The following is a 23,870-nucleotide window of genomic DNA, read 5'->3' as shown; positions in this document are numbered from 1 at the left end:
ATGAAGGCAGGCGAAACCCGCCGGCGTCACGCGCGTGACGCTTGTCCTTCCAGCCGCCGCACGGCTTCCGCGACCTCGTTCCTGAAGCGCACCAATGCCGCCTGCTCCGGCGCGGGCGGCTGCACGGCCGCCCACAGCATGTCGACCAACTGCGTGGCCGTTGTTTCCGTATCCAGCTTGCGGTGCCCGAGGATCGCATCCCACAGCACGTGCTCGATCGGCCCGAACACCATCGAGCGCAGCAGGCTCAGCGGCATGTCGCGGCGCACCTGCCCGGCTGCCTGGCCGCGCGCGAGCACGTCCATCAGCGGCGCCGTGTAGCGGCGCTGTAGCGCGGTGAGCTCGTCGCTCAGCGCATGCTGCTTCGCACGACCCTCCGACAGCACCAGCGCGCACAGCCCCGTGCCGTTCACCAGCATCAGCCGCAGGTGGGTGCGCACGATGAACGCGAACTGCTGCTGCACCGATGCTTCCACCGGCATCCCGTGTTCGAACGCGGCAATGATTTCGTCGTACCAATCGGCGATCACGCGCGCGCACAGCTCGCGCTTGCCGCGGAAATAGCTGAACACCGTCGCCTCCGACACGCCGACGCGCTGCGCGATCTCGGCGGCCGTCGCATGCTCGTAACCCTTTTCGGCGAACACTTCACGACCGGCGCGCAGGATGTCCTGTACGCGCTGCTGGGATTTGCGCCCGGCGGGTGCGCGCGACGGGTCGGCGCGGTCGGGTCTGGCAGTTGCGGTCATGGTGTCGGCGAGAGCGGCTGTCATGCTGCGATGATATCTGAGTATCACTCAAAAAACTATTGACGCCAAGCCGGACGAGGCGCGAAACTGTGCAAAATTTCCGCTGTATTGGCTTAATGAATCGACGCATTGATCCGATTTGAGCGAAACTCAGAAATCGGCGCGTGCGACCCACTTTCTGGAGACGGAGGAGACATGATCAACCTGCCCGGCGTGCAATTCATGCTCGGTGAAGACATCGAGATGCTGCGCGACGCCGTCGCGACGTTTGCGGCGAAGGAAATCACGCCGCGCGCGGCGGAGGTCGACCGCACCGACCAGTTTCCGATGGATCTGTGGAAGAAGTTCGGCGATCTCGGCGTGCTCGGCATGACGGTGGCCGAGGAATACGGCGGCGCGAACATGGGCTACACCGCGCACATGGTCGCGATGGAGGAGATCTCGCGCGCATCGGCGTCGATCGGCCTGTCGTACGGCGCGCACTCGAACCTGTGCGTGAACCAGATCCACCGCAACGGCACCGACGCGCAAAAGCAGAAGTACCTGCCCAAGCTCGTGTCGGGCGAACACATCGGCGCACTCGCGATGAGCGAGCCGAACGCGGGCTCCGACGTCGTCAGCATGAAGCTGCGCGCGGACAAGCGCGGCGACCGCTACGTGCTCAACGGCACGAAGATGTGGATCACCAACGGCCCCGACTGCGACACGCTCGTCGTTTACGCGAAGACGGACATCGACGCCGGCCCGCGCGGCATCACCGCCTTCATCGTCGAGAAGGGGATGAAGGGCTTCTCGGTCGCGCAGAAACTCGACAAGCTCGGCATGCGCGGGTCGCACACGGGCGAGCTCGTGTTCCAGGACGTCGAGGTGCCGGAGGAGAACATCCTCGGCCAGCTCAACGGCGGCGTGAAGGTGCTGATGAGCGGCCTCGACTACGAGCGCGCGGTGCTCTCGGGCGGCCCGACGGGCATCATGGCCGCGTGTCTCGACGCGGTGGTCCCGTATATCCACGACCGCAAGCAGTTCGGCCAGTCGATCGGCGAGTTCCAGCTGATCCAGGGCAAGGTCGCCGACATGTACACGACGTTCCAGGCATGCCGCGCCTACCTGTATGCGGTCGGCCGCCATCTCGACTCGGCGGGCAGCGACCATATTCGCCAGGTGCGCAAGGACTGCGCGGGCGTGATCCTCTATACGGCCGAGAAGGCCACGTGGATGGCCGGCGAAGCGATCCAGATCCTCGGCGGCAACGGCTACATCAACGAATACCCGGTCGGTCGTCTGTGGCGCGATGCGAAGCTGTACGAGATCGGCGCCGGCACGAGCGAGATCCGCCGGATGCTGATCGGCCGCGAGCTGTTCGCGGAAACGATGTAACGCCCCACGTCACGCGAACGGAGCCCCGTCGATGCCGATCATCGAATCGAAACTGAACCCGCGTTCGGAAGAATTCCGCACGAACGCCGCGGCGCTGGAGGCGGTCGTCGCCGACCTGCGCGCGAAGATCGAACAGCTCGCGCAAGGCGGCGGCCAGGCCGCGCGCGACAAGCACCTGTCACGCGGCAAGCTGCTGCCGCGCGACCGGATCGCGCAACTGCTCGATCCCGGCGCGCCGTTCCTCGAGTTCTCGCAGCTCGCGGCGAACGGCATGTACAACGACGACGCGCCCGGCGCGGGCGTGATCACCGGCATCGGCCGGATCGCGGGCCGCGAGTGCGTGATCGTGTGCAACGACGCGACCGTCAAGGGCGGCACCTACTACCCGATCACCGTGAAGAAGCACGTGCGCGCACAGGAAATCGCCGCGGAAAACCGGCTGCCGTGCGTGTACCTCGTCGACTCGGGCGGCGCGAACCTGCCGAACCAGGACGACGTGTTTCCCGATCGCGACCACTTCGGCCGCATCTTCTTCAACCAGGCGACGATGTCCGCCGCGGGGATCGCGCAGATCGCGGTCGTGATGGGCTCGTGCACGGCGGGCGGCGCGTACGTGCCGGCGATGAGCGACGAGTCGATCATCGTGAAGAACCAGGGCACGATTTTCCTCGGCGGCCCGCCGCTCGTGAAGGCCGCGACCGGCGAGGAAGTGAGCGCCGAGGATCTCGGCGGCGGCGACGTGCACACGCGCCTGTCGGGCGTGGTCGATCATCTCGCGCAGAACGACGCGCATGCGCTGTCGATCGCGCGCAACATCGTCGGTCATCTCGCGCCGAAGATCGCGTCGCCGCTCGCGCTGCACGAACCGAAGCCGCCGCGCTACGACGCGAAGAGCCTGTACGGCGTGATTCCGGTCGACACGCGCAAGCCGTTCGACGTGCGCGAGGTGATCGCGCGCATCGTCGATGATTCGGAGTTCGACGAATTCAAGGCGCGCTTCGGCACGACGCTGGTTACGGGCTTCGCGCACATCTGGGGCCATCCGGTCGGGATCATCGCGAACAACGGCATCCTGTTTTCCGAATCGGCCGTGAAGGGTGCGCATTTCATCGAGCTGTGCTGCCAGCGCAAGATCCCGCTCGTGTTCCTGCAGAACATCACGGGCTTCATGGTCGGCCGCAAGTACGAGAACGAAGGCATCGCGCGCCACGGCGCGAAGATGGTGACGGCCGTGTCGAACGCGAAGGTGCCGAAGTTCACGGTGATCATCGGCGGCTCGTTCGGCGCGGGCAACTACGGGATGTGCGGCCGCGCGTTCGGTCCGCGCTTCCTGTGGATGTGGCCGAACGCGCGGATTTCGGTGATGGGCGGCGAGCAGGCCGCGTCGGTACTCGCGACCGTGCGCCGCGACGGCATCGAGGCGAAGGGCGGCGCGTGGTCGGCCGAGGAAGAGGATGCGTTCAAGCAGCCGATCCGCGACCAGTACGAGCGCCAGGGGCATCCGTACTACGCGAGCGCGCGGCTGTGGGACGACGGCGTGATCGACCCCGCGCAGACGCGCGACGTGCTGGGGCTCGGCCTCGCCGCGTCGATGAACGCGCCGATCGAGGACACGCGCTTCGGCGTGTTCCGCATGTAACGGCCGGGAGGGCTGAGCGATGCGATACGAAACGATCAAGGTACACGAGGCCGACCGCGTGGCGACCGTCACGCTCGCGCGCCCCGCCGTGCGCAACGCGTTCGACGAGACGACGATCGCCGAGCTGACCACCGCGTTCGAGTGGCTCGACGCGCACGAGGGCGTGCGCGCGATCGTGCTCGCGGCGGAAGGCGCCGCGTTCTGCGCGGGCGCGGACCTGAACTGGATGAAGAAGATGGCCGGTTACTCGGACGACGAGAACCGTGCCGATGCGCGCAAGCTCGCGCGGATGCTCGAGGCGATCCATCGCTGCGGCAAACCGGTGATCGCGCGCGTGCACGGCGACGCGTATGCGGGCGGCGTGGGGCTGGTGGCTGCGGCCGACATCGCGATCGCCGCCGACGGCGCGAAGTTCTGCCTGTCCGAGGCGCGGCTCGGGCTGATTCCCGCGACGATCGCGCCGTACGTCGTGCGCGCGATGGGCGAGCGCGCGGCGCGCCGCTACTTCACGACGGCCGAAGTGTTCGACAGCGCGCGCGCCGCGTCGCTCGGGTTCATTCACGATGCGGTGCCGGCCGACGCGCTCGACGAAACGGTCGCGAAGCTGGCCGCGGCGCTCGTCGCGAACGGCCCCGACGCGGTGCGGGCGTGCAAGCGGCTCGTCGCCGACGTGGCCGGCCGGCCGCTCGACGCGACGCTGATCGAGCAGACCGCCGACTGGATCGCGCGCACCCGCGCCGGCGCGGAAGCACGCGAAGGGATCGCATCGTTCCTCGAGAAGCGCACGCCTTCGTGGCGTGAATGACGGCGTGCCAATAACTTTCCGGACGACACCGAAGCCATGTTCGACAAGATTCTGATCGCCAACCGCGGCGAAATCGCCTGCCGCGTCGCCGCGACGTGCAAACGTCTCGGGATCGCGAGCGTCGCCGTCTATTCCGACGCGGACGCGAACGCGAAGCACGTCGCCGCATGCGACGAGGCCGTGCATATCGGCGGCGCGGCGGCCGCGGACAGCTACCTGCGCGGCTTGCGCATCATCGAGGCCGCGCGCGCGACCGGCGCGCAGGCCATCCATCCCGGCTACGGCTTCCTGTCGGAGAACGAGGATTTCGCACACGCATGCGAAGCGGCCGGCATCGTGTTCATCGGGCCGCCGGTCGACGCGATCGCGGCGATGGGCTCGAAGGCGGCCGCGAAGGCGCTGATGCACGCGGCCGCGGTGCCGCTCGTGCCCGGCTATCACGGCGACGACCAGGACACGGACAACCTGCATCGCGAAGCCGACGAGATCGGCTACCCGGTGCTGCTGAAGGCGAGCGCGGGCGGCGGCGGCAAGGGGATGCGCGTGGTCGAGCGCTCGGAGGACTTCCGGGCGGCGCTCGCGTCGTGCCAGCGCGAGGCCGCGAGCAGCTTCGGCAACGCCCGCGTGCTGATCGAGAAATACCTGACGCGCCCGCGTCACGTCGAAGTGCAGGTGTTCGGCGACACGCATGGCAACACCGTCTACCTGTTCGATCGCGACTGCTCGGTACAGCGCCGTCACCAGAAGGTGCTCGAGGAAGCGCCGGCGCCGGGCCTGCCGGACGACCTGCGTCGCGCGATGGGCGAGGCGGCCGTCGCGGCCGCGCGCGCGGTGCATTACGTCGGGGCGGGCACCGTCGAATTCATCATGACGGCCGACGCGTTCTACTTCATGGAAATGAACACGCGTCTGCAGGTCGAGCATCCGGTCACCGAGATGGTTACCGGGCTTGATCTCGTCGAGTGGCAACTGCGCGTCGCAGCGGGCGAGCCGCTGCCGCTGACGCAGGACCAACTGCGCGTGCAGGGCCATGCGATCGAGGCACGGCTCTACGCGGAGAACCCGGCGCGCGGCTTCCTGCCGTCCACCGGCACACTGAAGCACCTGCGGCTGCCGGAAGGCGTCGAGTTCGCGATCGGCGCGCCGGTGCGCGTCGACAGCGGCGTGCGCGAAGGCGATGCGATCACGCCGTTCTACGATCCGATGATCGCGAAGCTGATCGTGCACGGCGCGGACCGCGCGGAAGCGCTCGGCACGATGCTGCGCGCGTTGCGGGCTTGCGAAGTGGTCGGCCTGCACACGAACGCCGCGTTTCTGCAGCGGATCGTCGCGAGCGAGCCGTTCGCGACCGCCAATCTCGACACGGGCCTGATCGAGCGCAACCACGATGCGCTGTTCGCGCCGCAACCGTCGCCGCGCGCGACGCTGGCGCTGGCCTGCGCGGCGCTGCTCGCGCGCGAGCGCGGGGCGGCCGCGCAGCAGGGCGTGTCGCCGTGGCAGGCGCTGCCGGACTGGCGGCTGAACGGCGGCTATCGCCGCACGCTCGAATGGCATGCGCCCGATCGCGAAGCGGACGTGACGGTTACCTACGACGACAATGGCGGCCACGCGAGCCTCGCCACCGGCGATGCGGCCGCGCAGCCGTTCGCGTGGACGCGCGGCGCGACGCCGCTCGACTTCGACGTGACGCTCGACGGCGTGCGCAGCAGCGGCCGCGTGTATGCGGACGGCGACAGTTTCCACGTGTTCACGCAAGGTGTCGCCGAGACGTTCGAATGGCGCAACGTGCTCGCGCACGCGGGCGATGCCGAGCATGGCGGCGGCCGCCTGACCGCGCCGATGCCCGGTAAGGTGATCGCGGTGCTGGTCGAGGCGGGCCAGAAGGTCGAGGCCGGCACACCGCTGATCGTGATGGAAGCGATGAAGATGGAGCACACGATCGGCGCGCCGGGCGCGGGTGTCGTCGCGGAAGTGCTGTACGGCGTCGGCGATCAGGTCGCGGATGGCGCGCAGTTGCTGGTGATGGCGGAAGGCTGATCGCGGCGTGCGCGTGAGGGCCCTTGCCGGCCCTCACGGAGAGCGCGGGCGTCCGCTCGCGAATCGTCGATCGCATGCAAAAAAATAAAAGATGCGCGTGCAACGTCTTCATGGTTTCTGGGCCATCAACCGATCCCGGCCGTTGATCAGCGGCGCAACATGCGCCGTTTCTTGTCGATTCGGCTGTTGCAACACTCGTTGACAGATCGAAAACGGCTTCTCCTCCGCTTCATCGGCAACGCGAATTCGCCTGATCCCCCGTGGAGCAAGGCACGGAATGACAGCGATCGCTTTCCGGATGTCACGCTGGATGAGCGAAGCCACCGCATCTTTCTGCTCACGCTCGATGGGCAGCGCTACCGTGACGATCGGGATGCGCAGTCCGGTGCATTGCGCAATGATCAAAAGAGCGAGTGGAGAGAAAATAAAAATGGCGAACAAATATGATTACGGGGGCCACGGAGATCTGACGCCGCCGGAATTGTTTTGCCTGATCGTGATCGACGTCGCCTGTGATGAATTGGGCATCGATGATGCTGTCGGGATCGCAATGATTTTATTGGGGCAAAGGTTTGTGCCGACTCGAGGAAAATTCCACGGAGCGGTTAAGGGGACATCGGTCGCATCAAGGGTTTCACGGAGGTTGCTCCCCTATGAAATCAAGCACAAAATTCTTCCGACGGTAACTTCATTCAAGAGTCTCGTGCTTCTCAAGGTGAAATTTACCAGGGAGCTCGGCGTATTTGTCGGACGGGCGGTGCCGGTGGCCGGATGGATCATTACAGCTGCCGACGTATCGATCATAATGTATCGCTCTGCAGTCACGTACAATCGCCTGGTCAAGCCGGAGGATCGTTTTTGATGGACGCTCGTCTGATCGAGATGGTGCGGGAAGAGGCTGATTCGCCGTTGTGGGGTGAGCTTGAAATTACTCCGGAAACGGATCTCTGCATTGATCTTGAGCTTTCCGACAGAGCCATGTTGAGATTGATGCGGAGATTTTCGGAATCGTTCGGTGTCGATATTTCCGCTTTCGATGTGGATTATTACTACCCATCCAGAAAACTGGGTTTCGGTCGATTTCTGGTGGAAGTATTGAAGTCGCCGTTCAGCAGCGGCGCCCGGGACAAAATCCTCGAGCGTCCGCTGACCATCCGGATGATGGAGGCGGCAATCGAAGCCGGACGATGGGAGATGTGACAGCTCGGCAAAGGGCGCGCCGTAAACCCGTCCATCGGCTGACCATCCATGACAGTCCTGCGGCCGGCAGTCCGCTAGAATGACGCGTTGTTCCCGGGGTGCGCCGCCATGCGCGCCACATCGCGTCCATTCAATTTCCCGTCCCGCCGACGATGACGTCTCCTGTCCTGAACGGCCTGCGCATCGGTATCACGATCGGTCTGCGCGCCCCCGACGAAAGCCTGTGGATCAATGGCATCAAGCAGAACGCGCTGTTTCTCGCGAAGCTGTTGATGGCGTCGTCGCATGGCTATCGCGTGACGCTGGTCAACACGACCGACGTGCCGCTCACCGACGCGCTGCCGTGGGATCGCACCGTGTTCGACACGCGCGCATTCGCCGACATGAAGGATGCGCTCGACGTCGTGATCGAGCTCGGCGGCCAGATCGACGCCGCGCAGACGGACTACCTGAAGGCGCGCGGCGCGAAGATCGTCAGCTATTGCTGCGGCGTCGAGTACATCAACGCGATGGAGTCGATGCTGTTCGGTCGCCGGTTGTGGGATTCGCTCTTCATCAACCGCGGCTACGACGAGGTGTGGGCGATTCCGCAGATCGCGCCGTCGTCGCTGCCGTTCCTGCAGTCGCTGCGTCGCTGCCCGGGGCGCGTCGTACCGTTCGTGTGGGATCCGATGTTCCTGAGCGCGCGTGCGGCATCGCTGCCCGAGCACGGCGAATACCGGCCGCGCAGCGAGCCGGGCAAGCGGCTCACGGTGATGGAGCCGAACCACAACGTCGTGAAGTTCTGCGTGTACCCGATGCTGATCATCGACGAAGCGTATCGCAGTGACCCCGATGCGATCTGCTTCACGCACGTGACGAACGCCGATCGTCTCGCGCACGACAGCCCGGAGTTCGTGATGCTGATGAACTATCTGGACATCGTGCGCGCGGGCAAGGCGAGCTTCGTCGGACGCTTCGACACGCCGCTGTTCCTGGCCGACCTGACCGACATCGTCGTGTCGCATCAATGGTCGAACCCGCTCAACTACTTCTATTTCGACGTGTGCTGGCAGGGCTATCCGCTCGTGCACAACGCGAGCCTCGCGCCCGATCTCGGCTACTACTATCCGGACAACGACGTGCAGAAGGGCGCGCAGGCGCTGCTGCACGCGCTGCACACGCACGACGACGACTGGCAGGGGTACACGCGGCGCCAGCGCGAGATCCTCGGCCGCTATACGTCGGCTAACCCCGCGCTCGTCGGCGAATACGACGCGCTGCTCGCGAACCTTATTGGCGCGACGGCTGCTTGAGCTTGCGTGACGCCCGCCGCGGCCGGTGGCCTCGCGTTAATGTCTGATGAAAATCATGCCGTAAAAAAGAAACCGCCGAACCGGGGAAGATCCGACGGTTTTTGAAGGCACGAAATTGACGGTTCCGAGGGAAGACCGTCAGAAATCATTTTATAGGTTAACAAATCGAAAAGATCGTTAAAAATCTTTCAATCGACAAATGCCGTATTGCTCGGCCTGATATTGTCATTTTATTTCGGCGGACTATTGTTTGGTCATTTTCAATATCGTTTGAAACGGCGAAATTGAATTCTCCGGGGACCGAATGCCCGATGGGAGCCCGCTGGTGACGGGGCCAGCACGGCCTCGCGGCGAATGCGGGCGACATGTCCGGATACGGCTTCGCTATCGGATATTAATCATACGAAATAACGATCGCGTGATTTTGAAGCGAGGCCCTCGATAAATCGATTTTTTGCCAAAAGCGTTTGAGCGCGCGATATCGCCCATGGTTTTGTGTGGCCTGCCGCACTGTCGGCGACGTGCATGCGTGGTGTATTTCTAGTATTTGAATATCGTTGACAATATCTGATTTGACGGTGCGCCGAAATGAAAAGTACGCTCCCTGAAAAGATCGAAACAAGAGGATGGGCCGGGTAGGCGGTGGCGCGTGTCGTGGTCGGCGCGCGCCACATGTATCGAGAGCGCGGGCCGTCATCGGCGGCCCGACAATTGCCGGAGCGCCGGATGAATGCGGTCGAACCTCGCCTGGAGGCGAACAGCGTAGCGAATCGGGACGAAATCGATCTCGTGTTCGGCGCGCCTGACGATCACCCCGACCTTGCGTCGGTACGCAGTTTCGTCGAAAGCCGGCTCGGGTTCGCGCGCGAGCCGGTTTGCCGCGCCGACCTGTCCGGCGGCGTGCTGTATCACGAATGTCTCGCGCGGTTGCGCTGGGGCTCGCGCGACGCGTTGCCGCCGCTCGCGTTCCTGCCGCGCCTCGAGTCGCTCGGGCTGATGCGCTGGTTCGACCGGCTCGTGGTGGGCCGGACGATCGACGCGCTGCGTGCCGATCCGCAGGCCGTGTATGGCTGCAACGTCGCGGCGGCGAGCGCGGCGGTGGACGACGCGTGGCTGCCCATCTTCAGGCGGCTCGAGCGCGAGCCGTCGGTCGCGGCGCGGCTGGTCGTCGAGATCACCGAGACTGGGCCGCTGAACCCCGTCGCGGGCCGGTCGTTCGTGAATCGGTTTCGCCAGGCCGGATGCCGCGTCGCGATCGACGATTTCGGCGTCGGCTTCAGCGCGCTGAACAACCTGGTGGTCGGCAACCCCGATATCGTGAAGCTCGACAAGTCGGTGCTGTCGCTGATCAAGCGCAATGCGATCGGGCGCTACCAGTTTCGCCGGCTGATCGCGTTTGCGCACGAAAGCGCGCGGCACGTCGTCGTCGAAGGCGTGGAGAACGAGACCGATCGGCAGATCATCCTGGATTCCGGCGTCGCGTGGGCGCAGGGCGTTCGCTTCAGTTGGCGGTCGCCGGCCGCCGCATGACGCAGCAGCGCGGGCGCCGGGCGCAGGTATCGGGTAACGATGGATCGCAAAGGGGCGTGGGCATGGCGGCGACGAACAAGATCGGACACGAAACGGGCACGCAGGCGGCCGATCCGCGCGAACTCGTCGCGATCGCTGAACTGGCCGACATGGTGTGGCAGCTCGGTGCCGAATCGACCGACGCGCCGATCGACGTCGCGCCGTATCTCGACGGCCTGCGGGCCGTCGCGCGCCGTATTCACCGGATGAAGCCGCTCGACGCCGACGGCCGCGAACTCGCGGCACGGCACTACTACGCCGGCGTGTTTGCGGGCGCCTGCGGCGAGGATTCGGCGATCGCTTGCGGTGTATCGGGCAGCCTCGCGAGGCGCGCCGGGCAGGTCAGCGGCGCCGCACTCCGATGTTTCATGAGGCTGGCGCGGATCGGACGCCGACATGGCCGCGCGCTTGCCGCACGGCGCGCAGACGGCAGCGTGCAAGCGTCGCGGCCGCTTGCGCGCCGCGCTTGACGCTCATCGATCGCAGGCATGCGCTTGCCCGGCAAGTGCACCGCGTCAGTTCTTACCGAAACCTCCGCATTCCCGGCGCGCGTCGCCTTTCGTGCGCGACGGTTTGATGAACGCGCCCATCATCCGCGACTGCGCGGCGTCGCGCTGCACGTTGATCGTAATCGCGACGATGACTTCGCACGCAGTACAGCTTACGGCGTGAAATCCTGCCCCTGGCGCGGCACATAGCCGGTCAGGTGCCAGCGACCGTCGTCGTCGAGTCGAAAGCTCAGCTTTTCGTACACGGTGGTGCCGGTCGTGAGCGTCGTCGCGTAGTCGACGTTCGCGTAAAGTCCGTCGGGCATTGCCGGTGCGTTCGTGTAGCGGATGCGCGTGACCTGCGCCCAGCCGCGATGGCGGACTGTGCCGACCGACTGGCGCGCGCGCTGCATGTCCGCCGCGAACTGGTCCTGCTTGATGCGTGCCTTCACGAACGCGGCGGAGTCGGCCCACACCGCGCCGTACTGGCCGGCATCGAGCTGCTTGAACACCGCGTCGGCGTCGCGCAGCAGTGCGTCCGCCGATTCGCCGCCGGCCTGCGCGTGCGCGCCGATCGCGAGCGATGCGACGGCGCAGCCGATCAACCATTTCGCGCGTGAGAGGGGCCGGTATGCGTTCATGTCGGAGTCCGAAGCGGGGAGCGGGCGGCGCATCATGCGTCGCGATAGAGTGACGCGATCGCGTCGGAATACGCGGCGACGTTGTCGGGGTTGTAGATGCTGACCGAGTCGAGCACGTGCTTCGATTGCTCGCGATACGCTTCGAGATTCGCGTCGTGTTCGTCGAACGCCTGCAGCAGCGCGCGGCCGCCGGCCTGGCAATCGAAGTCCGGATAGAAATACCCAGCCTTGCCGAGGAACGGCGAGTTGTGGATCAGCGGATAGTCGCCGTACAGCAGCTCGTAGTACAGGTAGTTCTGCGCGTTTTCCCACGTGTGCGACACCACCGCGTCGCCGTAGGCGGCCATGAACTCGTACACCGCGTAGCGGCTTTCGAACGTCGTGATCCCGTGGTTCACGATGTCGAGGCTCTTCGCGAAGTGGACGAATGTCGGATGTTCCTTCAGGTGCAGCGTGTTGCACACGCGCACGAACTCGAGGAATTCGGGCTTCGCGCGATACGCCTCTTCAGTCACCAGCATCGGGATGATGCTTGTCTTCACCATGCAGATGTTCGGCTCGAACATCGTCACGCGCCAGCGCGGTTTGCCGGGCTGATAACCGAACGACAGGCCGGCGCCGAGCGTCGCACGTGCCTTGTCGAACAGCATCGGATGCCAGATGTGCGGGACGATCGTCACCGGCGCGCGCAGGCCCGTCTGGTAATAGTGCAGGCACGAGCGCTCGAATTCCGGAATCGTCCACACCGCGTCGTACGGCGCGCCCGAGAACAGGAAGCCCGACGGCTTGTCGAACATCGCGCGCTCGATGTCGATCACGTAGTCGTTGCCGACGCGCATCGTGATGACCTTGCCGCCGCGGTCGCGGAACGCGCGCAGGTAATCGGCGCTGAACTGCGCGCTCATTTCGATCAGCACGTCGCAGCGCTGCAGCGCTTCGTCCATCGACAGTAGCGGCACGTCCCATTCGCCGAGCATCAACTGCGGATCGGCGAGCTGTTCGCCGCCGTTCACCATCACGGCTTGAGCGACGTGCGGCGACTGACGCAGCAGCAGGATCAGCAGCAGGCAGTTCTGGAAGATGCCGTTTTCCCACAGCGACTGGCCGGCGCCGCGCACGAACAGCGACACGCCGACGACGAGACGCTTGCCCTCGCCGGGCGCTTGACGGGCATTGGAGTCCGACATGCGTATGCTCCGGTTCAGGCGACCAGACGCGCGACGAACGCGTCCAGGTTCGCGGGGTTGTCGATCGAGACCGACTGCAGCAGCCGGTCGGCTTTCGCGCGATAGTCGTCGAGCCGCTCGTCGTGATGCAGCCATGCATCGCGCAGCGCGTGGCTGCCCGCGACGGAATCGAAGTCCGGGTAGTAATAGCCGGCGTCACCGAGCAGCGTCGAGTTGTGGATCAGCGGATAGCCGCCGTACAGCACGTCGTAGTACAGATAGTTCTGCGGATTTTCCCAATGGTGCGACACGACGGCATCCGCATGACGCGCCATGAAGCCCGGCAGGTCGATGCGCGGCTCGAACGTCGCCTTGTGCTGGCGCACGAGGTCGAGGCTGTTCGCGAAGTGCACGAAGGTCCGATGCGCCTTCATGTGCATCGCGTTGACGACGAACAGATGCTGCACGGCATCCGGATGCGCGCGGTAGAACTCGTCGCACACGAGCATCGGGTAATGGCAGGACTTCACGACCGAGATGTTCGGCTCGAGCGTGGCGAGATGCCACGGACGGCGGCCGGGCCGATAGCCGAACGTGACGCCTTCGCTCGCCAGCGCGGCGATGCGGCGATCGAGGAAGTACGGCGACCACAGATGCGGAATCGTATGAACCGGCGCGCGCGTGAGCGTGCGCAAGAGCGGCACGTCGATCTTCTGCGACTTCTCGAGCACCCATACTTCATCGAACTGCGTGCCGTTGAAGATGTGCCCCGAAGGTTTGTCGAAGATCGGCGTTTCGGCGAGACCGCTGTAGGTGTGCCCGACGTAGCACGCGACGAGCTTCGTGCCGAGCGCCTTCACGTGCCTGAGCCATTCGAGCGGTAGCTGCGCGCCCATCTCGATCACGACGTCGAGCTCGTGCGTGACGTCGGCGGGTTTCACGAGCGGCACGTCGAGGCCATCGAGTTCGAGGCCGAGCGGCAGTGCGTTCGCGTCACCGCCGTTCAGGAAATAGACGGGGCCGACGCGGTCCGAACGTTTGAGCATCATCGCGAGGTACGCGATGTTCTGGTGAATGCCGTTTTCCCAGATCGCCTGGCCGTCCCGCGCAAACAGCGAGATGCCGACGGCCGGCCGTTGCTTGCGGGCGCCGCCCGAGGCGGCTTGATTGATGTCCGTCACCGGTTGGTTTCCTCTGCGGCGTCGTACGTGCGGCCGTGGCGTCGAGCGCCAGGCCGCGTAACGGCGCGCCGTGGATTGTCGTGGTTGCGTTCGCGCCGGCGCGCGCTCGACAACGAGTCGCGCGATGCGGATCGCGGGGCGGCCGGCGGATTCCGGTGGGTCGTCGGGCGGGACTGGCACGGCGCGCGACGCGGGCGGAATGCCCCGGCAGCTGTCTGCGGCGATTGTGGCACGGAAGTCAGCGGTTTGTGGAGGGGGCTGACGAACTTTGACATAGCCGCCGGCGCCCTGATCAAGGGCTGTCGGGGCGGTGCGCGCTACCGGTCAGGGCCGTCGCGTGAGGGTGCGACGGCCGGCGGCTCAGCGTTGCAGCGAGATGTCGACGCGGCGGTTGCTCGCGCGGCCTTCGGCCGTCGCGTTGGACGCGACCGGATCCGCGCTGCCGCGGCCCGAGACCGACACGGTTTGCGCGTTCAGCCCGTGCGCCTTCAGGTAGCCCGCGACGGTTTCCGCGCGGCGCTTCGACAGTGCGAGATTGGCGGCGTCATTGCCAACCGAATCCGTATGGCCGGTGACCGTGACCTGTGTATACGTACGGTCTTCGCGCTCGCTCAACAACTTGTCGAGCGATGCGCGCGCGGCCGGCGTGAGCGTGGCCAGGCCCGTCGCGAACAGTGCGTCGCCCGCGAGGTTCACATGTTCGACCGCGGCCGGCGCGGGCGCGGGTGTGGGTTCGGCGGCCGACGCCGCTTCGGCCGGCGCGGCGCCGCACTGGAACACCAGCGTCGCAGGATCCGAGCCGTCGCGCAGCGCGCGGGCCGAGTCGACGGTGCGCACCGGCTGATCGCCGCAGATCTTGCGGGCGGCTTTCATGCAGGTCTGCGGGCCCGACAACAGGCCGTGGCAGTCCACCTGGAAGGTGCGCACGCCATCGCGCGGCTGCAGTTCGGATGCACTGAAGGTCGGGCCGGATGCGGTCGAGCACGCGGCGAGAGCCATCGTGGAAAGTGCGAGCGCAAGAGCGAGTTTGTTCACGGTTACGTCCTCAAAGCTTGGGTTGACCGAGGCCCGCCGCGGGTTGCGCGGCGGGCTCGTCGTGCCGTCGCGGCCGCCGCGCGCCGTCCGGCTCGTGAGCCGGCGGCGTGGCGGCGCGACGCGTTACTTCCACTGATACAGCATGCCCGCGCCGATCACCTTCTGACCGCCGCTGAAGCCGCCGTTGATCGACGCCTTCAGGTTCTCGGTGATCCGCGCCTGCATGTTGACCGCCATCGCTTTCTGGCCGAGGAAGGTCGATGTGCCCACACCCATCCCGAAGTTGGCGTCGCGATCGAGCTGCGGGATCGACGCCATCGCGCCGACGGCCGCGATACCCTGCTTCGCCATCTGGTCGGTCTGCTGCAATTGCGAACCCAGCGAGTTGATCTGCGTCTGCTGGCCCGACAGTGCCGTCGACAGCGTCGTCTGCACCTGCGTCAGCTGGTTCACGTTCACCGCGTCGGTGCCTTGCGTGCCCGGCGCGACGTTCGTGATCTGGCGCTGCTGCGTGTCGCTGCCGACCGACACCACGTTCGAACGACCGCCGTCATTCGAATTCGCGCCGATCGCCACCGAGTTCGTGCCGGCGGTGACGGTCGGCCGATCGTTGCCTGTGCCGTTCATGTCGACCGCGACACCGTTGTTGCTCAACGAGCGCGTCGTGTTGTTGTTGATCGTCGTCGACAGTTGGGATACCTGATCGCCCAGGTTCGTCACGCCCGTCGACAGCGACGCCACCGTGCTGTTCGTCGTGCTCAGGCCGGTCGACAGCGAGCCGATGCCGGTCGAGGTCGACGTGGACAGCGACGTCAGATTGCTGTTCGTCGAGCTGAGGCCCGTCGACAGCGAGCTGATCGCCGTCGACGTCGACGTGGACAGCGACGTCACCGAGCTGTTGGTCGAGCTGAGGCCCGTGGACAGCGAACCGATGCCGGTCGACAGCGACGAGATGTTCGACGCCGTCGACGTGGACAGGCTGCTGACTGCCTGGTTCGTCGCGTGGAGCTGGCTGCCGTTGATCGCATCCGTGCTGGTGGCCGAGATCCGGCCTGCCGCGACGTTCGTGATCTGGCGTTCCTGCCCCGGCTGGCCGACGCTCACCACGCCCACCGGCGAGCTGCCCGCGAACAGGTACGAGACGCCGCCGATCGTGGCGCTCGAGGTGCCGACTGCCGCGCTCGTGACCGAGTTCGCACCGAGGGCGATCGAGTTCGCGACGTTCGCCGTGGCGTTCGTGCCGAAGGCGAGCGCATCCGCCGCGGTGGCCGATGCAGCCGAGCCGTAGGCCTGGGCGCCTATGGCGCTGGCGACTGCCTTGTTGCCGAGCGCGATCGTGTTGTCCGCGGTGGCCTGGCTCGAGCTGCCGAGGGCGAGCGCGCTGTCGCCGGTTGCGGTGTTCGCGTTGCCGAGCGCCACTGCGCCGCTGCCGGTCGCCGTGTCGTTCGCGCCCATCGCCACTGCGCCGGTGCCCGTTGCGATGCTCGGATCGCCGATCGCGACCGCGCCGTCGCCGCTCGCGGTGTTGCCGGAGCCGATCGACACCGCCTTGCCGCCCGTTGCCGATGCGTTCTGGCCGATCGCGACTGCACCCGCCGACTGCGCGTTCGAGCCGTCGCCGACCGCGACGCTGCTGGCGCCTGCGGCGCTCGCGTTCACGCCGGCTGCGAGCGAGTTGACGCCCGTTGCGCCGTCGTTGGCGTAGTTGCCTTGCTGCGTGCCGTTGTCGTTGACGCTGTAGTAGTGCGTCTTCGCGGCGTCGATCGCGGTCGACGTCGACGTGGACAGCGACGTGATCGAGCTGGTGGCCGTCGACAGGCCTGTCGATGTGGAGGTCGAGAGCGAGGTTACCGTGCTGTCGGTCGAGCTCAGGCCGGTGGACAGCGAACCGATCGAGCTGGTTGCGGACGACAGGCCGGTCGAGGTCGAGGTGGACAGCGAGCTGATCGAGCTTGTCGCCGACGAGAGGCCGGTCGACGTCGAGGTCGACAGCGATGCGACCGAGCTGTTCGTGGAGCTCAGGCCCGTCGACAGCGAGTTGATTCCGGTGGAGGTCGACGTGGACAACGACGTGAGCGAGCTGTTGGTCGAGCTCAGACCGGTGGACAGTGAGCCGATCGAGCTGGTGGCGGACGACAGGCCGGTCGAGGTCGAGGTCGACAGTGAGCTGATCGAGCTGGTCGCCGACGAGAGACCCGTCGACGTTGAAGTCGAGAGCGACGTGAGCGAGCTATCGGTCGAGCTGAGGCCCGTCGACAACGAGTTGATGCCGGTAGAAGTCGACGTGGACAGCGAGCCGATCGAGCTGGTTGCCGACGACAGGCCTGTCGACGTGGAGGTCGAGAGCGACGTGAGCGAGCTGTCGGTGGAGCTGAGGCCCGTGGACAGCGAGTTGATACCCGTCGACGTCGACGTGGACAGTGAGCCGATCGAGCTTGTGGCCGACGACAGGCCCGTCGACGTGGAGGTCGAGAGCGACGTTACTGTGCTGTCGGTCGAGCTCAGGCCAGTCGACAGGGAGTTGATGCCCGTCGACGTCGAGGTGGACAGCGAGCCGATCGAGCTTGTGGCCGACGACAGGCCCGTCGACGTCGAGGTCGACAGCGAAGCCACCGAGCTGTTGGTCGAACTGAGGCCAGTGGACAGCGAACCGATCGAACTGGTTGCGGACGACAGGCCGGTCGAGGTCGACGTGGACAGCGAGCTGATCGAGCTTGTGGCCGACGAGAGGCCGGTCGACGTGGAGGTCGAGAGTGACGTTACCGTGCTGTCGGTCGAGCTCAGGCCCGTGGACAGCGAGTTGATGCTCGTCGAAGTCGAGGTGGAGAGCGAGCTGATCGAGCTGGTTGCCGACGAGAGGCCGGTCGACGTTGAAGTCGAGAGCGACGTGAGTGAGCTGTCAGTGGAGCTGAGGCCAGTCGACAGCGAGTTGATACCCGTCGAGGTCGACGTGGACAGCGAGCTGATCGAGCTGGTTGCCGACGAGAGGCCAGTCGACGTGGAAGTCGACAGCGAAGCAACCGAGCTATCGGTCGAGCTGAGTCCCGTGGACAGCGAGTTGATACCGGTCGACGTCGACGTGGACAGCGAGCCGATCGAGCTGGTTGCCGACGAGAGGCCGGTCGACGTGGAAGTCGACAGCGACGTTACCGTGCTGTCGGTGGAGCTGAGTCCCGTGGACAGGGAGTTGATGCCCGTCGAAGTCGACGTGGACAGCGAACCGATCGAGCTCGTCGCCGACGAGAGGCCGGTCGACGTGGAAGTTGACAGCGACGTTACCGTGCTGTCGGTGGAGCTGAGGCCCGTGGACAGCGAGTTGATACCCGTCGAGGTCGACGTGGACAGCGAGCCGATCGAGCTGGTTGCCGACGACAGACCCGTCGACGTTGAGGTCGACAGCGAAGCGACGGAGCTATCGGTCGAGCTCAGGCCCGTGGACAGCGAACTGATTGAGCTCGTCGCCGACGACAGACCCGTTGACGTTGAGGTCGACAGCGAAGCGACGGAGCTATCGGTCGAGCTCAGGCCCGTGGACAGCGAACCGATCGAGCTCGTCGCCGACGAGAGGCCGGTCGACGTGGAAGTCGACAGCGACGCCACCGAGCTGTCGGTGGAGCTGAGGCCTGTCGACAGCGAATTAATGCCCGTCGACGTCGACGTGGACAGCGAGCCGATCGAGCTTGTGGCCGAGGAGATGCCGGTCGACGTGGAAGTCGACAACGAAGCCACCGAGCTGTCGGTCGAGCTCAGGCCGGTCGACAGCGAGTTGATGCCCGTCGAAGTCGACGTGGACAGCGAACCGATCGAGCTGGTGGCCGACGACAAACCCGTCGACGTGGAAGTCGACAACGAAGCCACCGAGCTGTCGGTCGAGCTCAAGCCGGTCGACAGCGAGTTGATGCCCGTCGAAGTCGACGTGGACAGCGAACCGATCGAGCTGGTGGCCGACGACAGACCCGTCGATGTGGAAGTAGACAGAGAGGTAACCGAACTGTTTGTCGAGCTCAGACCCGTGGACAGCGAACCGATCGAGCTGGTTGCCGACGAGAGGCCGGTCGACGTGGAAGTCGACAGCGACGCCACCGAGCTGTCGGTGGAGCTGAGGCCCGTGGACAGCGAGTTGATGCCGGTCGAAGTCGACGTGGAGAGCGACGTGATCGAGCTATTCGCCGACGACAAGCCCGTCGACGTCGAAGTCGAGAGCGACGTTACCGAGCTGTTGGTCGAGCTGAGACCCGTGGACAGCGAGTTGATGCCGGTCGAGGTCGACGTGGAGAGCGACGTGATCGAGCTGTTAGCCGACGACAGGCCAGTCGACGTGGAGGTCGACAGCGAAACAACCGAGCTGTCGGTCGAGCTGAGACCCGTGGACAGCGAGTTGATGCCGGTCGAAGTCGACGTGGAGAGCGACGTGATCGAGCTATTCGCCGACGAGAGGCCGGTCGACGTCGAGGTCGACAACGAAGTGACCGAGCTATCCGTGGAGCTCAGACCCGTGGACAACGAGTTGATACCCGTCGAAGTCGAAGTGGAGAGCGACGTGATCGAGCTATTTGCCGACGAGAGACCGGTCGACGTAGAGGTCGACAGTGAGGTAACCGAGCTGTTAGTCGAGCCGAGGCCTGTCGACAACGAAGTGATGCCGGTCGACAGCGACGAGATTGCGTTGCTGGACGACGACACCGTCGTCGACAGCGAATTCACCGCCGAATTGGTCGCGAAGAGCTGGGAGCCGTTGATCGCATCGGTGCTGGTCGCCGTGATTTGACCTGCCGCGACATTGGTGATCTGACGCGTGGTGCCCGTGCTCGCGTCGCCGACGCTCACGACGCTGGTCGGATTGCCGCCCGCGAACGTGCTCGTCACGCCGCCGACGGTACCGGTCGGCGTTACGTTCGGGGTGCCGGTGACGGAGCCGCTGCCGAGTGCGACGTCGCCGCTGTTGTTGGCGATGGCGTTCGGACCGATCGCGACGGAGTCGGTCCCGAGCGCCTGGCTGTCCGTGCCCGTCGAATTCGCGTGGAAGTACTTGATGCCCTGGTTGTTGATGCTGTCGATTGCCGAGCCGACGCTGTTGGCGGTCGACGTCGTCCCGTTCGCGTTGTACGTGGTGTACGACGGAGCGGAAACCGTGCCGGTTGCGGGGTTGTAGCTCGCGCCGCCGCCGAGGGCTGCGGCGGTGCTGTTGCCGAGATTATCGGTTTTGGTCGTGACCGTGCTGAGGCCCGTGGACAGCGAACCGATAGAGCTATTGGCCGACGACAGGCCGGTCGACGTGGAGGTCGACAGCGAAACGACGGAGCTGTTGGTGGAGCTCAGGCCCGTGGACAACGAGTTGATGCCGGTCGAGGTGGAAGTCGACAGCGAAGCAACGGAGCTGTTTGTCGAGCTGAGACCCGTCGAAGTGGAGGTCGAGAGCGAGCCAATCGAACTGTTTGCCGACGAGAGGCCGGTCGACGTGGAAGTCGACAGCGAAACGACGGAGCTGTTGGTGGAGCTCAGGCCCGTGGACAACGAGTTGATGCCGGTCGAGGTGGAAGTCGACAGCGAAGCAACGGAGCTGTTTGTCGAGCTGAGACCTGTCGAAGTGGAAGTCGACAGCGAATTGATCCCGGTCGAAGTCGACGTGGACAGCGACGAGATCGAGCTATTCGCCGACGAGAGACCAGTCGACGTGGAGCTCGAAAGCGAAGTGACGGCGCTGTTAGTGGAGCTCAGTCCCGTGGACAACGAGTTGATGCCGGTCGAGGTGGAAGTCGACAGCGAAGCAACGGAGCTGTTTGTCGAGCTGAGACCCGTCGACGTGGACGTCGAAAGCGAGCCGATCGAACTGTTTGCCGACGAAAGACCCGTCGAGGTCGACGACGAGAGCGAAGTAACGGAGCTGTTGGTGGAGCTCAGTCCCGTGGACAGCGAGTTGATGCCGGTCGAGGTGGAAGTCGACAGTGAAGCAACGGAGCTATTGGTCGAGCTGAGACCCGTCGAAGTGGAAGTCGAGAGCGACGAGATCGAGCTGTTTGCCGACGAAAGACCCGTCGAGGTCGACGACGAAAGTGAAGTAACCGAGCTGTTCGTGGAGCTGAGACCCGTCGAAGTGGAGGTAGACAGCGACGAGATCGAGCTGTTTGCCGACGAAAGCCCCGTCGAGGTCGACGACGACAGCGAAGTAACGGAGCTGTTGGTCGAGCTGAGGCCGGTCGAGAGCGAACCGATGGAGCTATTAGCGGACGACAGCCCGGTCGAGGTCGACGTGGACAGCGAGCCGATCGAGCTATTAGCCGACGAGAGTCCGCTGGACGTTGACGACGAAAGCGACGTAACCGAGCTATTGGTCGAGCTGAGGCCGGTCGACAGCGAGTTGATGCCGGTCGAGGTCGAGGTGGAGAGCGAACCGATCGAGCTGTTAGCCGACGACAGTCCGGTGGACGTTGACGACGAAAGCGACGTAACCGAGCTATTGGTGGAGCTGAGGCCGGTCGACAGCGAGTTGATGCCCGTCGAGGTCGACGTGGAGAGCGAGCCGATCGAGCTATTAGCCGACGAGAGTCCGGTCGACGTTGACGACGAGAGCGACGTGACGGAGCTGTTGGTGGAACTCAGGCCAGTCGAGAGCGAACCGATCGAGCTGTTAGCCGACGAGATTCCGGAGGACGTTGACGACGAGAGCGACGTAACCGAGCTATTGGTCGAGCTCAGACCTGTGGACAACGAGTTGATGCCGGTCGAAGTCGAGGTCGACAGCGAACCGATCGAGCTATTAGCCGACGACAGCCCAGTCGACGCGGAAGTCGACAAGCTCGTAATGCTCGACGTCGTGGTGCTTGCCACGGCGAAGAGCTGGCTGCCGTTGATCGCGTCGGTGCTCGTCGCGCTGACGAGGCCCGCCGCGACGTTTTGGATCCGGCGTTCCGCATTCGGCTGACCGACGCTGACGACGCCGCCTGCCGATCCCGCGCCCGCGTAGTTGCCGAACGTCTGGCCACCGATGGTTGTGTTGCTGACGGTCGTCGTGCCGCCCGTCGTCGCCGATGCGGCGCTGGTCGTCACCGAACCGCCGCCGAGGGCGACCGAATTCGCGACGTTCGCGGTCGCGGCGTTGCCGATGGCAACCGAGCTGTTGGTCGCCGTGCTGCTGTTGCCCAGCGCGACGGCGCCCGTGCCGCTCGCCGAGTTGCCATTGCCGAGCGCGAGGGCGCCCGAACCGCTCGACGTGTTGTTCGCGCCGATCGCCAGTGCGCCCGTGCCGATCGCGCTGTTCGGATCGCCGATCGCAACGGCGCCGTCGCCGCTTGCAACCTGGCCTCTGCCGATCGCGACCGCACCGCCGGTAGCCGTGGCGCTGTTCGCGGTCGTGCCGGACGAACCGATCGCCACATTCTGGCCCGTCGCGCCCGAGATGACGCCGTCACCTTGTGCGATGCCATACGCCCCATTGACGGTCGCGCCGCGACCGATGGCGATACCCGACGTGGCGGTCGATGCGACGGACGACTGTCCGCCGATCGCGATGCCGTCGGAGGCGGCCGACTGCGCGCCCTTCGTTGCGTTGCTGCCGATTGCGATCGAGCCCGCGCCCGACGCGAGCGTCGAGTTTGCCTGCGAGAGCGGCGTCGTACCGTTGCCGCCCGCGCCGCCGATCGCGACCGAGTTCAGCGCGCTCGCCGTCGAGCCGAAGCCGAGCGCGGTTGCACCGGTGCCGCTGGCGGTGGTTTCGAGGCCGGCCGCGACGCCCCACAGGCCCGCCGACGACTGCATGCCGGTGGCGACCGCGCCGTTGCCGGTCGCCTGTGCGAACGAGCCATAAACCGTGACGCCGGTCCAGCCGTTGCCGTTGGAGTTACACCCGGCCACGACCGAATACGTGCCGGAGCCGTCGCCGGCCTGGTTTTGCGTGCCGCCCGGGTTCACGCGGCCGACCGCGCTGTTGCTGCCCGTAAAGCAGGTCTGCTGTGTGTTGAGCGTATTGGCCTCGGCGAAGCCGGGCAGCCCGATCGTCAGTGCCGCGACGGCGGCGACCACAACGGCCGACTTGTTCGGCTTACCCCGTGCCGAATCGTGTTCGGATGCCGCGACCCAGGCGCCAAGAGCTTCGTTCCAGATCGAGCGGTATGTGCGGTTCATTCCCTGCTACCTCCAAATAATCACGCCACACACTGGTCTCTTTCGTTAGATGAATATGCCGTGCGATCGCGCGAGATCTCAAAATTGATGGGCGGAGTTTATTTGAGGTGATATTTGGAGATTGACAAACAGTGAAAAATGGGGCGTTTGAAAAGTTAAAATATAGTTAATGGATCGTGTTTTGATGCATCCGAAAGTAATGTATTTGAAAGTACGTGGAATGCTTCGTGTATGACTGTTGCTGAATCCGGTGCAGAGGAAATATAGCATAAAAATCAACGAGATAGACTTAATTTGTGGGGTGGGTAACATTTCGTTCGACTCAATGTGTAACAAGGATGAAACCGCAAACGTTTGCGATGGAGGTAATTCTTTCTGGTTTGTAATGTTGTGACGAATGCTAACTCGCGTGCATCTGTGTGGCTTGTTAATTTATTAATTCAATGTTTTAGTGTGATTTTCAATTGTATTAAGTCGGTCTCTTTAAATTCGGTAAAACATTAAGAACAGGGGCTTGCGCATATGCTGATTTGCGCATCGCCCCGGCCGCGCGCGCCCGTGGGACGG

General features: G+C 64.9%; 16 protein-coding genes. 9 read left to right on the top strand and 7 right to left on the bottom strand.

All coding sequences use genetic code 11. The features are described from left to right. Positions 1-26: 26 nt before the first annotated feature. Positions 27-773, bottom strand: a complete 747-nt coding sequence (locus tag ACP26O_RS20625; protein WP_175666554.1) for a TetR/AcrR family transcriptional regulator — start codon at positions 771-773, stop codon at positions 27-29. A gap of 171 nt (positions 774-944) precedes the next feature. On the opposite strand from ACP26O_RS20625, the gene ACP26O_RS20620 reads away from it, so the two are divergent. Genes ACP26O_RS20620 through ACP26O_RS20605 form a run of 4 tightly spaced genes read left to right on the top strand, consistent with a single transcriptional unit; the run spans position 945 to position 6,607 of the window. Continuing rightward, entirely contained in the window at positions 945-2,126 is a 1,182-nt protein-coding gene (locus ACP26O_RS20620; protein ID WP_059532493.1) for an isovaleryl-CoA dehydrogenase, read from the top strand. A gap of 31 nt (positions 2,127-2,157) precedes the next feature. Beyond that, entirely contained in the window at positions 2,158-3,765 is a 1,608-nt protein-coding gene (locus ACP26O_RS20615) for a carboxyl transferase domain-containing protein (protein ID WP_175666553.1), read from the top strand. A 19-nt stretch (positions 3,766-3,784) separates the two neighbouring features. Next, positions 3,785-4,570 carry an enoyl-CoA hydratase/isomerase family protein gene (locus tag ACP26O_RS20610; protein WP_138849508.1) on the top strand — a complete coding sequence of 262 codons (786 nt, stop codon included), beginning with the start codon at positions 3,785-3,787 and terminating at the stop codon, positions 4,568-4,570. 36 nt (positions 4,571-4,606) lie between these two features. Continuing rightward, on the top strand, positions 4,607-6,607 hold the full coding sequence (locus tag ACP26O_RS20605; protein ID WP_175666552.1) for an acetyl/propionyl/methylcrotonyl-CoA carboxylase subunit alpha: 2,001 nt from the start codon (positions 4,607-4,609) through the stop codon (positions 6,605-6,607). 108 nt (positions 6,608-6,715) lie between these two features. Here ACP26O_RS20605 and ACP26O_RS20600 read toward each other — a convergent pair whose 3' ends face one another. Then, positions 6,716-7,048, bottom strand: coding sequence for a hypothetical protein (locus ACP26O_RS20600; protein WP_175658744.1), 333 nt, complete (start codon positions 7,046-7,048; stop codon positions 6,716-6,718). Between ACP26O_RS20600 and ACP26O_RS20595 the strand changes: the two genes are divergently transcribed. From ACP26O_RS20595 to ACP26O_RS20575, 5 genes are all read left to right on the top strand, one after another. Further along, positions 7,038-7,469, top strand: a complete 432-nt coding sequence (locus ACP26O_RS20595) for an STM2901 family protein (RefSeq protein ID WP_012366810.1) — start codon at positions 7,038-7,040, stop codon at positions 7,467-7,469. The two genes, ACP26O_RS20600 and ACP26O_RS20595, sit on opposite strands and share 11 nt — an antisense overlap. After that, complete coding sequence (locus ACP26O_RS20590; protein WP_175666551.1) at positions 7,469-7,807, top strand: DUF1493 family protein; 339 nt, start codon at positions 7,469-7,471, stop codon at positions 7,805-7,807. Before ACP26O_RS20595 ends, ACP26O_RS20590 begins: the two co-directional genes overlap by 1 nt. Before the next feature lie 152 nt (positions 7,808-7,959). Further along, on the top strand, positions 7,960-9,102 hold the full coding sequence (locus tag ACP26O_RS20585) for a DUF2827 domain-containing protein (RefSeq protein WP_175666550.1): 1,143 nt from the start codon (positions 7,960-7,962) through the stop codon (positions 9,100-9,102). Between the two features lie 726 nt (positions 9,103-9,828). Beyond that, the gene (locus ACP26O_RS20580) at positions 9,829-10,632 is read left to right on the top strand and encodes an EAL domain-containing protein (protein ID WP_175666549.1); all 804 of its coding nucleotides are present in this window, start codon (positions 9,829-9,831) and stop codon (positions 10,630-10,632) included. 62 nt (positions 10,633-10,694) lie between these two features. Beyond that, entirely contained in the window at positions 10,695-11,141 is a 447-nt protein-coding gene (locus tag ACP26O_RS20575) for a hypothetical protein (protein WP_175666548.1), read from the top strand. A gap of 191 nt (positions 11,142-11,332) precedes the next feature. On the opposite strand, the gene ACP26O_RS20570 is transcribed toward ACP26O_RS20575, so the two are convergent. The 5 genes from ACP26O_RS20570 to ACP26O_RS20550 all read right to left on the bottom strand — a co-directional run bounded on the left by ACP26O_RS20570 (position 11,333) and on the right by ACP26O_RS20550 (position 23,303). Next, entirely contained in the window at positions 11,333-11,800 is a 468-nt protein-coding gene (locus ACP26O_RS20570) for a DUF4019 domain-containing protein (protein WP_175666547.1), read from the bottom strand. A gap of 32 nt (positions 11,801-11,832) precedes the next feature. Beyond that, positions 11,833-12,987: a DUF2827 domain-containing protein gene (locus tag ACP26O_RS20565; RefSeq protein WP_165753766.1), complete on the bottom strand. Its 1,155-nt coding sequence runs from the start codon at positions 12,985-12,987 to the stop codon at positions 11,833-11,835. A gap of 14 nt (positions 12,988-13,001) precedes the next feature. Beyond that, a complete protein-coding gene (locus ACP26O_RS20560) occupies positions 13,002-14,147 on the bottom strand; it encodes a DUF2827 domain-containing protein (RefSeq protein ID WP_175666546.1) in 1,146 nt (381 codons plus the stop codon). A gap of 360 nt (positions 14,148-14,507) precedes the next feature. Beyond that, the gene (locus tag ACP26O_RS20555) at positions 14,508-15,182 is read right to left on the bottom strand and encodes an OmpA family protein (RefSeq protein ID WP_175666545.1); all 675 of its coding nucleotides are present in this window, start codon (positions 15,180-15,182) and stop codon (positions 14,508-14,510) included. 123 nt (positions 15,183-15,305) lie between these two features. Further along, positions 15,306-23,303, bottom strand: a complete 7,998-nt coding sequence (locus tag ACP26O_RS20550; RefSeq protein ID WP_426284398.1) for an ESPR-type extended signal peptide-containing protein — start codon at positions 23,301-23,303, stop codon at positions 15,306-15,308. Positions 23,304-23,870: the final 567 nt, after the last annotated feature.

It is taken from the genome of Burkholderia sp. R-40 (assembly GCF_049942845.1).
Lineage (GTDB): Bacteria > Pseudomonadota > Gammaproteobacteria > Burkholderiales > Burkholderiaceae > Burkholderia > Burkholderia ambifaria.
Note: the sequence above shows the minus strand (reverse complement) of the source record. Positions and strands in the feature narration are given on the sequence as shown.

Bases quoted from the DNA above. Each gene is read 5' to 3' on its own strand.
- ACP26O_RS20620 (WP_059532493.1), top strand. From the start codon at position 945: ATGATCAACCTGCCCGGCGTGCAATTCATGCTCGGTGAAGACATCGAG.
- ACP26O_RS20580 (WP_175666549.1), top strand. From the start codon at position 9,829: ATGAATGCGGTCGAACCTCGCCTGGAGGCGAACAGCGTAGCGAATCGG.
- ACP26O_RS20605 (WP_175666552.1), top strand. From the start codon at position 4,607: ATGTTCGACAAGATTCTGATCGCCAACCGCGGCGAAATCGCCTGCCGC.
- ACP26O_RS20615 (WP_175666553.1), top strand. From the start codon at position 2,158: ATGCCGATCATCGAATCGAAACTGAACCCGCGTTCGGAAGAATTCCGC.
- ACP26O_RS20550 (WP_426284398.1), bottom strand. From the start codon at position 23,303: ATGAACCGCACATACCGCTCGATCTGGAACGAAGCTCTTGGCGCCTGG.
- ACP26O_RS20595 (WP_012366810.1), top strand. From the start codon at position 7,038: ATGGCGAACAAATATGATTACGGGGGCCACGGAGATCTGACGCCGCCG.
- ACP26O_RS20590 (WP_175666551.1), top strand. From the start codon at position 7,469: ATGGACGCTCGTCTGATCGAGATGGTGCGGGAAGAGGCTGATTCGCCG.
- ACP26O_RS20565 (WP_165753766.1), bottom strand. From the start codon at position 12,987: ATGTCGGACTCCAATGCCCGTCAAGCGCCCGGCGAGGGCAAGCGTCTC.
- ACP26O_RS20585 (WP_175666550.1), top strand. From the start codon at position 7,960: ATGACGTCTCCTGTCCTGAACGGCCTGCGCATCGGTATCACGATCGGT.
- ACP26O_RS20625 (WP_175666554.1), bottom strand. From the start codon at position 773: ATGACAGCCGCTCTCGCCGACACCATGACCGCAACTGCCAGACCCGAC.
- ACP26O_RS20575 (WP_175666548.1), top strand. From the start codon at position 10,695: ATGGCGGCGACGAACAAGATCGGACACGAAACGGGCACGCAGGCGGCC.
- ACP26O_RS20610 (WP_138849508.1), top strand. From the start codon at position 3,785: ATGCGATACGAAACGATCAAGGTACACGAGGCCGACCGCGTGGCGACC.
- ACP26O_RS20570 (WP_175666547.1), bottom strand. From the start codon at position 11,800: ATGAACGCATACCGGCCCCTCTCACGCGCGAAATGGTTGATCGGCTGC.